Genomic DNA, 13372 nt, shown 5'->3' on the forward strand with positions numbered 1-13372 from the left:
CTTTAGCCCATCAACCCCAGACAACTACAACAAGCAAGAGCGACGGCATAAATGCCGACCTACAATTGAACAAGGCTTGATCTATGTTCTTATCTGCCTTATCCGTAAGCCAAGCGTTCCGTGCGGCCGTAGGCCATTCAGTCAACTGTAGCCGCTTGCGGCGTTCCGCCTTTATCTCAGCGAAGCGCCCTAGAACCTAGCAGGGCGAAGCCCGTCCTTCTTTGCTTTTCACTTGATTGTATAGATTCTAGAAGTCGCTTGCGACGCTCTCGCCGTGACGAAGTCACGTCCTAGAAGGCCGTAGGCCGCTTTTTCACCACTTTAAATAAACAAAAACGCCTTACTATTGCTAGCAAGGCGTTTCATACTTTGTAGAACCTAGAACCTAGAACCTAGAACCTAGAACCTAGAACCTAGAACCTAGAACCTAGAACCTATCTTTTAATCGCTTCATGCTCTGCTGTAACAGCTATCTCTTCATCGAGAGCCTGCTCTTCAGTGTGTTTACCACCACCTTCAGCACCGTGCATCCAATCTACTAGCTTATCAGCCATGAAGTAGAGAATGATACCAGAAACAGTTGCTGTAATTGCGATACCTGCGAAGATGCCCATGGCGTTAGCCAGTTGCTCTTCTTTAGTGCCATCGTGGCCGATAAATGAACCAACGATACCACCAATTTTATTGGCTGCTGCAATAAAGAGGAACCATGCACCCATGAGTAAAGAGGCTATACGAAGTGGCGCTAGCTTAGTCACCATAGATAGACCAATAGGAGATAAACAAAGCTCACTCATGGTATGGAAGAAGTATGCACCTACTAACCACCACATGCTTGACTTAACATCAGCGCTGCCATCCATTTCAAGTACCGCACCCATCATAAATAGGAAACCGATAGCGAGCAGGAATAGACCTAAGGCAAATTTAACAGGAGAGTTTGGCTCATTCTTACCCAAGCGGATCCAAATAGATGCGATAACTGGGGCAAAAATTACGATAAATATAGCATTAAGAGACTGGAACCAGGTTGTTGGTACGATGAAGCTACCAATAGAACGGTCGGTAAACTCGTTAGTAAACAAGTTAAGCAGGCCACCGGCTTGTTCGAAACCAGCCCAGAAAATAATGGTGAACAGACCCATTACCATGATCACTTTGATGCGATCACGCTCAATTTTAGTTAATGGTTCTTTTCGAACAATGCCGCTGGCAGCTGCATTTTCTTTATCAACTTTAGCTGCCGGGTAACGTCCAATATCACCAAGTAGTTTTTGGGCGAATATGAATTGAATAATTAAAGAAAAAACCATACCAACACCAGCACAGAAAAAACCTGCTTGCCAGTTGTTGATGAAAACTTCTTGTCCTTCAAATAACACGGTCTGACCAAATGAGGTATAAGCCCAAGCAACAACAAAACCAGCTAGTGCAGCACCGACGTTGATCCCCATATAGAATATAGTGAATGCACCGTCACGACGATGATCACCTTCTTCATAGAGGTCACCAACCATAGTCGATATATTTGGCTTAAAGAGACCGTTACCTATGATAAGAGTGCCTAGACCGATATAGAAGGCAATGGTTTCAGAACCAGGGATCCAACTATGTGGAAAAGCTAGAGTGAATTGGCCTATGGCCATTAAGGCACCACCAATATAGATGGCTTTTCGCTGACCAAGAACGTTGTCAGCTAACCAGCCACCGATAAGAGGGGTAAAATAGACTAAACCGGTAAAAGTACCGTAAAGAGAAAGTGCATCTGCACTCGTCCAACCTAAACCGTGGCCGCCTTCACCTTGTACTTTATCGACCAGATACAGTACCAAAATAGCACGCATTGCGTAATAGCTGAATCGTTCCCATAACTCTGTTGTAAACAACAGGAACAATCCCTTCGGATGCCCGAGCATCGTCCCTTGGGGTTTTGCTACGCTCATTAAGTTTTCCACCTTCGCTTGTGATTGCCTGCGAGACAAGTGTCGTCACAGAAAAATTGTTAGTGCTTTGTTTTACAGTCTTGTAACGCTAAGTGCTTAATTAGTTATTGTTATTCTAATGACTTGATTTAATACAAGTAACTAGTAATATCCACAACAAAAACGTTACATACTATTGTTATATTTTAATATTTGAAGCTATAAATCCTTCGAAACCCATCTTATATACCCTTTTCACATTGCCAATGTCAATTTTGTGCGCGTGAATGCTGAGTATTTAAGCAGCCGGAATAAAGAGTAAACGGAAAGATATTGTAACGGAGGTGGTGACTTCATCTCCTTCGAGGATGATGCGCTACTAGGACATTCGCAGACTCACTGCTATAAAGGCAGAGAAGGGCGATGACTTCGTCATCTACGAGGGCAGTCGCATGCCTACGACTGAGGCTAAGATGATTCTAGATTCTAGCAGACCGTAGGCCGCTCTTGTGTATAATACAAACCTGACGGCATAAATGCCGACCTACAAAAGAAGAAGGGCATTGCGTCATCTGTTTCCCCTGTAGGTTGGGCTTTAGCCCATCATCATCTTAATCAATAACCCACAAGTCACATAACAAACCTGACGGCATAAATGCCGACCTACAAAAGATCTTAGTAAGGTTCGCTATAAATATACTGAATTCCAATATGGATAATCACCAATATTTTCAACTAGATTTTTCCTTAATGGATTCGCTACTATGTAACGACTAACATTTTTTCTGTCATCATCACAGCGTAAAGCACGGTCATAAAATGATGATTGCCACAACTGACCTCTCGATTTTGATTCTTTATTAATAGCAAAGCTACTAGACCCTTTTAGTGCACCGATAACCTTCGATAGTTTTGAATCATCACCTAAACGCAATAATCCATGAAAATGGTCTGGCATCAACACCCAGGTTAACCAAGTACAATTATGCAGATGTTCGTTTATTGCTATTTGCGAACAAAATATAGATGCAACATTAAAATCGTCGAAATATTTCTGCTTATTTTGTGTGTTAAAAGTAATAAAGTACTCACCTTGTTCTTGTGAATATCGACCTTTTCGTAAATCACTCCATGACATAGTATTTCCTTGCTATATACCTGACGGCATAAATGCCGACCTACAATAGAATCATTTCATCCGTCATCGCAGGCCGCTCTTCTCCGCTTCCTTGTAGGTTGGGCTTTAGCCCATCAAATCCAGACAACCACAACAAGCAAGAGCGACGGCATAAATGCCGACCTACAATAGAATAAGGCTTTTTACCGTAAGCAAAGTGTTCCGTGCGGCCGCAGGCCATTCCGTCAACCGTAGCCGCTTGCGGCGTTCGCTTTTATCAGCTTTTCCCTATTTCAACATCAGCATTTGGCAATAACCCACGATACTTCTCTGCTAAAGCTTGTTTAGCCTCGTCATCACCATGTACGATACGAATATGCTTGGGTTTGTGGTGCATACGTTTAACAAAATTGATTAAGTTATCTTGATCTGCATGGGCTGAGTAACCACTGATGGTGTGCACACCCGCTTTCACATATTTTTTTACTTCCTCTAAAAACACATAGCCACCATGTGGACCATAAGTCTGAATATCTCTACCAGGGGTTCCATGGGCCTGATATCCGACAAATATAATGTCGGCAGTAGTAATAGAGATAAACTGCTTTAGATAGTTCATTATTCGGCCTCCTGAGCACATGCCACTGGCGGCGATAATAATGGCGGGTTTATTACGTTTTGCCAGATAATCTATAGTCGCTAGATGTTCTTGATGACTATTGACTGTGTATAATTGCTCGAAGTCCAGTGGATGACGGTTCTGGTGTAGCTTCTTTTTGGCTTCACTGTCCCACAGCTGTTTGAACTCTATATATTGCTCAGTAAATTTTGCTGCCAGAGGTGAGTCGACGATGATCTCAATTTGGTCCCACATCTTAGCGTGTTCTGATGACGCTGAATTTGTTGATTTGGATTGTATTTTTCTCTGTTGATGGATGATCTGTTCTAATTCATAGAGAAGTTCTTGAGTTCTGCCAATGCTAAAGGCTGGTATTAACACAACGCCTTTATCTGATACCGCTTTTTCGATCACTTTCTTCAGGTTTTGAGTGCGTAGCTTGCGACTTTGGTGATTTTTGTCACCGTAAGTAGATTCAATGACCAAGGTGTCAGCTCTGTAAGGGCTTTTTGGGCTCGCCAGCAAAGGGGTGTAACTTGCACCAAGATCGCCGGAAAATACCACCCTATGGTTATTTTGTTTAGATAACCGTTGGCCTGTAAGTTTAGTGTGTGTAATTAAGGCGTCACCCAGCTCTATCTCTATGTAAGCTGAGCCGAGAATATGTCCAGCAGGTTTAAACTTTGCCTTGGCTTTATTAAATCTCAGATGATCTGGGCTAATGTCATCCGTGAGCGCATTTGTTACTGGAAGATCAAACCATTGACCGTAATCAATCGGAACTAGCAGCTGTTCAAGCTTTTTGAGATAGAGTTCGATGAGCCGCTTATTTTTGGTTACACCAACTTTTAATGCATCTTTAATGACAATGGGGAGCAAAGCCGCGGTGGCGCGAGTTGCATAGATAGGCTGATTGAACCCTGCTGCGAGCAAATAAGGAATGCGACCCACGTGGTCGATGTGACAATGGGTCACCAATAGTGCACAAAGGTGATTAATCTCAAACTCTATCTCGAGTTGTTCGGCACTGGTTCTCCCGGCTGTTTCGGCGCCTTGAAACAAACCACAGTCAATCAGTAAACCTGTGTTACCGTTTATGCAGAGTTCATGGCAAGAGCCTGTCACGCCATTGACGGCACCATGGTGAAGAATTTGTACAGTATCGATTGGGTCAATACGGTTAAAATGAATGGTCAAAATACACTCCCTGTATGTTGGATGTCCTTTATAGAGTTTAATCTAGCCTGTTTGGCATGGAAAAGGAAAGGGAAAAGGAAAGCGTATTGGTAAGGCTGAGAAGGGCGATGACTTCGTCATCTTCTAGGACGTTCGCAAGCTCACTGCTAGAATGGCCTCCGCCTACTTTAATGGCTGAAATCACCCGCTTCGCTCATCTCTTGATTGTATAGAATCTAGAAGCGAAGCGCTCTAGCCGTGACGAAGTCACGTCCTCGCAGGCCGAAGGCCGCTCTCGAAGCCAACTTGTTGGCGCCCTAGAATCTAGCAGGCCGAAGCCCGTCCTTCTCTCCTAAATTTGTAGGTTGGGCTTTAGCCCATCAAATCCAGACAACCACAACTAGCAAGAGCGACGGCATAAATGCCGACCTACAATAGAAGCAGTCCATTCCGTCAACCGTAGCCGCTTGCGGCGTTCCACATTTAATTGCATAGATTCTAGCAGGAGCATAGCGACGCTCTAGTCGTAACTAAGTCACGTTCTAGCAGGCACTTGTGCCGTCCTCGAAGACAACGTGTTGGCGCTCTAGAACCTAGCAGGGCGAAGCCCGTCCTTCTCTCCTAATCTTGTAGGTTGGGCTTTAGCCCATCAATAGCCCATCAATCACATAACAAACCTGACGGCATAAATGCCGACCTACAATAGAAAAGGCCATTCCGTTTACGGCGTTCCTCATTTGACTGTATCGAATCTAGAAGTCGCTTGCGACGCTCTAGCACTAGCAGGCCGAAGTCCGTCCTTCTTTGCTTCTCCCCCTTTCTATGAAAGTACGAATTTGATATTATTGAGCCTGTGAATGGGAAGTCACAGGTTTGAGCAATCGCTTGGCCGTTTTGACCGTGGAATGAACACTTCTTATCCCATTTCTATTTGTCTATTTTTCCATGAAGTTAGATCATTAAAAGCAATCGCACTTCTATACACAAAGAGTTAGTAATTATGAAAGCTTGGTACCTGTTATATTGTAAGCCTCGCGGAGAGGCTAGAGCTGTACATAATTTAACCCTGCAAAATATCGAGTCATATCTTCCGACTATAGGCGAGGAAAAAAAAGTTAAGGGTCAAGTCAGCATAAAGCGAATCCCTCTTTTTCCCGGTTACCTCTTTATCCATTTCGATCCACTTGTTACCAGTGTTTCCCGTATTCATTCGACTCGCGGAGTCGGTAAGATTATAGGCTGTAATGAGTTAATGACTGCTATCGATGATTCCATTATCCACAGCATTCGCATGCGCGAACATAAACTCTTGTCCGAGTTATTAAGTGAAAATGAATTATCTAGCAAATATCAGACGACTTCAGATGATGTCGAGCTTCATCAGGGGGATCTGATTCGATTTAATGAAGGGCCGTTTGTGGATCTTGAAGGGATTTTTGATGAAAAGAGTGGTGACAAGCGATGCCATGTCCTGTTCGACATCATGGGGCAGAAAAAACGAGTTTCAGTTCCTAGAAGTAGTATTCAGCCAGTATAAGTCAGTGTTTTTCATTACTGGATTATTTATTAATGAGTAAACATAAGCTCTTAAGCATTTGACCTGTTTCTTTGTAGGATATTTGCCATAGAAGGTATTTTAATTCTGCTAATAAATAGGGACGAATTGTTACGAGGATTGAATAACCTAGGCATAGTGTGACGTACGTCATACTGTATTTAATCGTTTTATTATGACGTAAAACAACATAATATTTCCTCTATTTAAGCCCTTCAAGCTTTTACGACAAGATAAAACTAATGTAGCTCGAGTATCTTGTGGGCATGAATTACATGGTTGCTGTACTGAATCGATTCTTCATTTACATGAATTACCTAGATACTTATGTGTTTAGTGAGAGTCTTTTGTTGATAGAGGGGGGTTAACTGTTTGGTCGTGTTTTTAATGAACAGCAATTTAAAAGCGGATGCCGTATAATGCTTCGCTCCTATAATCTTACCCCTCCTAGCAAGAATGTTAAGAGATAGGATTTAAGTCAGTATTTAAATACCCTTAGTATCTAGAATGCAATTGCTTCTGGTAACTAAGGTCAAAGAAGCTATTTTTTCATGCAAGTAAGCAGTAGAAAAATAGTACAAATAGAGAGTGGCGTAGTGTACGTCGGGCAATCTGGAAGCCGCAATCCATGGGCGGTAGCGTGCCTGAAAGGCAAAAGACAGAAAGTTTCTGTCTTTTAGTGGACGCCGAAGGGCGTCTCGCCCGCCACGCGGGTCGGTAGTGTGTCTGAAAGCAAAGAAAGTTCTAGGGCGCTTCGCTGCGAGGACGTTTGCAAGCTCACTGCTAGGAAAGCCTGAGGTTACAGCAAACAACATTTAGCTTTTGATTTAATGATTTTGATTTCCCAAGTTCTTCGAACCTAGGGCCTATTTATAAACCTGGAACCTTCTTCTATTGTAGCTCGGCATTTATGCCGTCAGGTTTGGTATGTCTCATCGATTATTGATGGGCTAAAGCCCAACCTACATATTCAAAGAAGGACGGGCTTCGCCCTGCGAGGACGGCACTACGTGCCTGCTAGATCCTAGGGCGCTTCGCTTCTATAAAGGCGGACGTTGACGGCCTTCTTCTATTGTAGGTCGGCATTTATGCCGTCAGGTCTAGTATATTTCATCGATTATTGATGGGCTAAAGCCCAACCTACATATTCAAAGAAGGACGGGCTTCGCCCTGCGAGGACGGCACTACGTGCCTGCTAGATCCTAGGGCGCTTCGCTTCTATTAAGGCGGACGTTGACGGCCTTTTTCTATTGTAGGTCGGCATTTATGCCGTCAGGTTTGGTATGTCTCATCGATTATTGATGGGCTAAAGCCCAACCTACTGTTTTTACCGTAAGCGTAGCGTTCTGTAGTGACGAAGTTACGTGCCGTGAGGACGAAGTCCGTTCATCACTTTTTTAACCTTATTTCTACATTTCTATTTGTTTTTTCACCGGAGATTTATCTGTGTTACACAAAACCAAAAAAATATTTATAGCAGGTTTCAGTGCCTTAGTTTTGTTGAGCATGCAAGCGCAAGCAGCTATGCCGTCTCCGCAGATGATGGAACAATTTAAGAATTTACCTGCTTCTGAACAGCAAAGGCTTGCCAAACAATACGGTATCGATCCATCGATGCTCTCTGGTGGAACAAGTTCACAAAGTCAGCTTGAAAATCCTACTCTCGTCAATGAAAGACAGCAATTTGACCAAAATGGACAGCCGATTTATAACAACGAAAACGTTAAAGAGAACGAAAAAGATAAAAAAGAAAAACTCAACTTTGATGAAGATAAAGCCAAAATGGAGCTTAAACGTTTCGGTTATGAACTTTTTAGAGGTGAGCCCACTACTTTTGCACCCGTTTCTGACGTACCTGTTCCGAGTGAATATTTAGTTGGCCCCGGTGATAATATTAAAGTTCAGCTTTACGGTAAGGATAACAAAGAATACGACCTGGTTATTAATCGTGAAGGTGTGATTCAATTTCCAGAGCTTGGACCGATTTCTGTCAATGGATTAAATTTTACAGAGCTCAGAAAAACATTAACGTCTCGTATAAGCCAACAAATGATAGGGATTGAATCCAATATCACCATGGGCAAGTTACGTTCTATTCGTATTTTTGTGGCTGGTGATGCGTACAAACCTGGTTCGTATACTGTTTCAAGCCTATCGACTATCACTCAGGCATTGTTTGTCTCAGGTGGCATTAATGAAATTGGCTCACTGCGTAATATTCAACTGAAACGTAATGGTAAATTAGTTGGCACTATGGATCTGTATGATCTGCTGCTGCGTGGGGATGCTTCAAACGATTTAATGCTTCGCTCTGGCGATGTGGTATTCATCCCATCGGTGGGTGGACTAGTAAGCGTTACTGGCGAAGTTCGTCGCCCTGCCATTTATGAACTTAACCATCATGAAACAATGGATGATATTCTTACAATGGCAGCAGGTTTAAAATCTGGTGCATATCCAAGAAGTAGTAGTATTGAACGTTTTAATTCCAATGGATTAAAAACAGTAAAGAATATCGATTTAACTTCATCAAAAGGTCAAGCTGTCAAAGTACTATCTGGTGATGTTGTACGAGTAAAATCAGCTTCAACTAAATATGAAGATGCAATCACTGTTGTTGGTGCGGTTGTAAGGCCTGGTAACTATCAATGGTATCAAGGTCAGAAAATAAGTGATCTCGTGCCATCAATTTGGGGTGACCTTTCAGCTTCTGCTGATTTAGATTATGGCGTTATTGTGCGTGAAGTGAATGAATATGGCGATATCGAAGTTCTTCAATTTGAACCAGGCAAAGCGATTAGTGAGAAAACAGCAGCTAACGATCTACTTCTAAGTGCCCGAGATAAAGTTATTTTCTTCAATTTCAGTGATAAAACTCAGAATCGATATGAACTGAATAAATTAGTAAAAGAACGCGTATCTAAAGTCACCGAACTCGCTGGTGACTCACTGATGGGGAACGATCTTTTTCAAGCTGGTTTTTCACAATTGCAACAGAAAGGTCTAACAGAACGTAGTGAAATAGGCGGTGTTGTTATCGCGAAAGAAGCCGATGACAATGAGCAGCAAGCTATAATTGGCGAAGTCAATAAAATGCTAATTAACCTGTTTGATGATAAAGACCTCATCAAGTTAAGTTCAGCAATGAATCGCAGTGAGCTGCTTTACCCTGTCATTATGAAATTAACCACTCAAGGAAGATCAGGTAAAGAAGTCAAAGTTGTAGCCATTAACGGTAAAGTTCGTCACCCGGGTATTTATCCGCTTTCGGTCAATGCAAAAGTTAACGATCTAATTAAAGCCGGTGGTGGTTTACAAGAGGGCGCTTATACGGCACGAGCAGAATTAACCAGTACGTTAATTGAGAACCTAGGTTCAAGCATTCAACATCAAAACATTGATCTAAAAGCCGCTATTCAAGGTGTTAGCACTGCTAATTCTAACTTGAAAGGCCGTGACATATTGACTGTCATGACGACACCTGACTGGCAGGAGAATAAATCTGTCGAGATCCGAGGTGAAGTTAAGTTTCCTGGAATGTACAACATTCGCCGCGGTGAAACACTTGAAGATGTGCTCAATCGTGCCGGTGGTTTTACTCAATATGCCTATCTTCCGTCGGCTGTGTTTGTGCGTGAATCAGTACGTCTGCAAGAACAATTAGAGATTAAAAAGCTAGCTGATCAATTGCGACGAGACATAGCAACTCGTGGAGTATCAAAAGACGGTGATGTGATTAACTATAGTGATGCCCAATTGATGTTAGCTGACCTTGAGACTATCAAGGCCGTAGGTCGGTTAGTTGTTGACCTCTCCGCAATATCAGTAGGTATAAAGCAAGCAGACCTTCAACTAGAAGACGCAGACATTTTATATATCCCCTCGACCAAGCAAACCATTGCAGTGATGGGGGAAGTGCAGCACGCAGCAACTCATAGATTCAAACAGGGCTTAACGTTAGATCAGTATCTTGCTATGTCAGGCGGCGAAAGAGAACGCGCTGATGGTGATAGAACCTATGTTATCAAGGCTAACGGTTCTGTCATGCTACCAACTCGCTCACTTTGGTTCAGTAGTGAAGACAGCCTCCAACCGGGTGACACTATTATAGTGCCGCTTGATACCGAGTATAGGGATAACTTATCACTCTGGACACAAGTGACCCAAATCCTAGCCAACACAGCAGTCACATTTGCTACAGTTGCTAATCTTTAGACCGCAAAGCGGTCTTAGATCGCCGTTGGCTAGCTAGAACGTTAGCAGGCTAACGGCTAGAACGCTACGCTGCTAGAGCGGACTACGTCCTGCTATAATGTCAAAAGCTGAAAGCAACCGATTAGCCCGCTTTTAGCTTTTGATTGTATAGAATCTAGCAGGAGCAAAGCGACGCTCTAGCCGTGACGAAGTCAAGGCCTAGAAGCGAAGCGCTCTGTTTCACGGAAGGAGTCACTCATATGAGATTCGAACAACTGGACGTTTGGAAAAGAGCCTCAAGATTGTCTTGCGAAATATACAAGGTTACGGAATCAATTCAAAACTGGGGCTTCAAAGATCAAATAACCCGTTCCGGTCTTTCTGTACCTTCAAATATTGCAGAGGGTGAAGAACGTGAAACACCAAAAGAGAAAATTCGCTTTTTGTACTACGCAAAAGGTTCACTAGGTGAATTGGTTACCCAGTTATATATCGGAATTGAAATCGGCTATTTAGACAAGCAATCTTCAATGGAAATGATTAAAGAAGCCAAAGAACTCGCAAAAATCCTAGGTTCTCTAATTAAAAATAAGGAATCACAGATATAAAGGCTAAGAAGTGCGATGACTTTGTCATCTTCTAGGCCGCTCGCTATGGCTTGTATAGAATCTAGAAGGAGCGCAGCGACGCTCTAGCCGTGACGAAGTCACGACCTAGAATCCTCTCCTCACCGAGAAGGACACTAGCAACCAATCACGAACTTAAAAAATAATAAAAAGCCGAATGCTTTGCTTGTATAACAGCGAAGCGATCTAGCCGTGCAAAGCACGACCTAGAATCTAGACTCTCAGACACTAGAGCCTAGAAAACACAAATTAATACAAGAAGCGAGTATCAACAGCTACCTGCTCGTATAGAAGCGAAGCGCACTAGCCGCGAAGCGTCCTAGAATCTAGAGTCTAAATAACCAATGAACAATATTCAAAGCCAAGACGCACAGTTTACTCAATACCCAAATCAACAGCTAAAAACCGAAGACGAGATTGATCTTCGCGAGCTCTTCTCTGTCATCTGGCAAGGTAAATGGCTCATCATCGCCATTACAGCTGTTTTCGCTATTGGCTCTGTTATCTTTGCTATCATGCAACCGAATACCTATAAGTCTGAAGCTTTATTGGCACCAGCGAGTGAAGAGAAAAGCGGAGGACTGGGCGCTCTAGCGGGTCAGTTCGGCGGCCTAGCCAGCATGGCGGGTATCAATCTAGGTGGCGGTGGTGGAGTCGATAAAACTCAGATGGCCATCGAAGTGATGAAATCACGACAATTCACTAGTGAGTTTATTCAGAAACATAATCTACTTCCCGACTTAATGGCGGTTGAAAAGTGGAATATGAGTGATAACACCATCTCATACGATGATGAAATGTATGACGCCACAAGTAAAAAATGGTTGCGTGAAGTTAAGGCACCGTTTAAGCCTAAACCTTCAATGCAAGAAGCATTTAAAGTCTTCACTAAAATCATTACGGTCAACTCAGCCAAAGATACGGGCATGGTAACCGTTTCTGTTGAACATCTATCACCAGCAATAGCCCAACAGTGGGTGACCTGGCTCATAGAAGATATCAACAAGGTAATGAAAGAAAAAGATGTAGCTGAAGCCAATCGCAGCAGTGAATTCTTAACTAAGCAAATAGCACAGACTAATATAGCGGACATTCGTACCATTCTTTATCAGCTTATTGAAGAGCAAACCAAAACCATTATGTTTGCTGAAGTACGTGATGAATATGTATTTAAAACCATTGATCCAGCATTGGTTCCAGAAGTTAAGGCTGGTCCTAAGCGCGCGTTAATTTGCGTATTAGGTACCATGCTAGGCGGCATGCTAGCAGTGATGCTAGTCCTCATAAGACATTTTGTTAGAAAAGAAGATTAAACGCGCGCTCCCGGAAAGATTTTCGATCTTGTAATCCCGTGACCAAAGGTCATTCCGTAAGAGAGCTTGCAAACGTTCCGTTAACCGTAAACACAAGGTTTTATCTTTCACCGTAAGCGGAGCGTTCCGTAAACGAAGTGTTCTGTACACTGTTAACGAATATTCTTGTGGCCTATTGGGACTGTTTACTGAAAAACAGTGAAACCGAGGCTTTATATAGGATAGTGGCAATTCGACTGTCTCAAAATGGATGAAAAGTGTCTCGGGTGGTTATGAAAGGCTGAGATGTAAAAGTGAAAATGGTCAAAATAAGGCGTCAATCCAATGATGAAAAATCACGCTAAGCATTGATGAAATGTCCATTTCAACCAGCTTTGCAACTGTGCCCGTCCAATCGGGACTATTGATTCATGCCGATATACGTAAAGGCTATTTGTACCAATACATTGGTTCTAATGGGGGCTATAGGACATGCTCACCAGTAAACTTAAGACGAACCAATGGTGCAACTGGGAAAAATGAAAAATTATAGATTATCCCCCGAGCTCAAGAGCCACTTAACTCTTTAAAACTTTTAATTCAATCGCGCTTCAGGTGCTACTTTTGTGGGCGAGTTTGCACTATGATTTAGCCATTGTCGCAACTTTTTGCGTGCTGGCTGTTACTTACTCAAATACTTTTGCCACCTTGATAGTAACCTGTTTTGTCAAAAGACCATCAAAGAGATTGAAGTTGCTAACAATCACTTTAAGCATATTTGGGGGGAAAGGGGCTTCTCAACGTATTAGAGAGGCATCTTGTTCGTATGGCTAAGGTTATGATTACTATAACTACAGTTATGTGATCAATA

General features: G+C 42.7%; 7 protein-coding genes. 4 read left to right on the plus strand and 3 right to left on the minus strand.

Translation table 11 applies throughout. From position 1 onward, the window contains the following. Positions 1-434 precede the first annotated feature (434 nt). The 3 genes from FN961_RS04185 to FN961_RS04195 all read right to left on the minus strand — a co-directional run bounded on the left by FN961_RS04185 (position 435) and on the right by FN961_RS04195 (position 4855). On the minus strand, positions 435-1943 hold the full coding sequence (locus tag FN961_RS04185) for a peptide MFS transporter (RefSeq protein ID WP_143563291.1): 1509 nt from the start codon (positions 1941-1943) through the stop codon (positions 435-437). Between the two features lie 667 nt (positions 1944-2610). Next, on the minus strand, positions 2611-3060 hold the full coding sequence (locus FN961_RS04190; protein WP_143563292.1) for an REP-associated tyrosine transposase: 450 nt from the start codon (positions 3058-3060) through the stop codon (positions 2611-2613). 256 nt (positions 3061-3316) lie between these two features. Next, positions 3317-4855, minus strand: a complete 1539-nt coding sequence (locus FN961_RS04195) for an MBL fold metallo-hydrolase RNA specificity domain-containing protein (RefSeq protein ID WP_229814620.1) — start codon at positions 4853-4855, stop codon at positions 3317-3319. Positions 4856-5834: 979 nt separating this feature from the next. Between FN961_RS04195 and rfaH the strand changes: the two genes are divergently transcribed. The 4 genes from rfaH (at position 5835) to FN961_RS04215 (ending at position 12522) form a co-directional block, all read left to right on the plus strand. After that, complete coding sequence (gene rfaH / locus FN961_RS04200) at positions 5835-6371, plus strand: transcription/translation regulatory transformer protein RfaH (RefSeq protein WP_143563293.1); 537 nt, start codon at positions 5835-5837, stop codon at positions 6369-6371. A gap of 1464 nt (positions 6372-7835) precedes the next feature. Next, positions 7836-10604, plus strand: a complete 2769-nt coding sequence (locus FN961_RS04205) for an SLBB domain-containing protein (protein WP_143563294.1) — start codon at positions 7836-7838, stop codon at positions 10602-10604. A gap of 239 nt (positions 10605-10843) precedes the next feature. Then, on the plus strand, positions 10844-11191 hold the full coding sequence (locus tag FN961_RS04210; protein ID WP_143563295.1) for a four helix bundle protein: 348 nt from the start codon (positions 10844-10846) through the stop codon (positions 11189-11191). Between the two features lie 362 nt (positions 11192-11553). Continuing rightward, positions 11554-12522: a Wzz/FepE/Etk N-terminal domain-containing protein gene (locus tag FN961_RS04215; RefSeq protein WP_143563296.1), complete on the plus strand. Its 969-nt coding sequence runs from the start codon at positions 11554-11556 to the stop codon at positions 12520-12522. Positions 12523-13372: the final 850 nt, after the last annotated feature.

Origin of the sequence: Shewanella hanedai (genome assembly GCF_007197645.1) — a bacterium.
Taxonomy (GTDB): Bacteria; Pseudomonadota; Gammaproteobacteria; order Enterobacterales; family Shewanellaceae; genus Shewanella; species Shewanella hanedai.

Bases quoted from the DNA above. Each gene is read 5' to 3' on its own strand.
- FN961_RS04185 (WP_143563291.1), bottom strand. From the start codon at position 1,943: ATGAGCGTAGCAAAACCCCAAGGGACGATGCTCGGGCATCCGAAGGGA.
- FN961_RS04190 (WP_143563292.1), bottom strand. From the start codon at position 3,060: ATGTCATGGAGTGATTTACGAAAAGGTCGATATTCACAAGAACAAGGT.
- rfaH (WP_143563293.1), top strand. From the start codon at position 5,835: ATGAAAGCTTGGTACCTGTTATATTGTAAGCCTCGCGGAGAGGCTAGA.
- FN961_RS04210 (WP_143563295.1), top strand. From the start codon at position 10,844: ATGAGATTCGAACAACTGGACGTTTGGAAAAGAGCCTCAAGATTGTCT.
- FN961_RS04215 (WP_143563296.1), top strand. From the start codon at position 11,554: ATGAACAATATTCAAAGCCAAGACGCACAGTTTACTCAATACCCAAAT.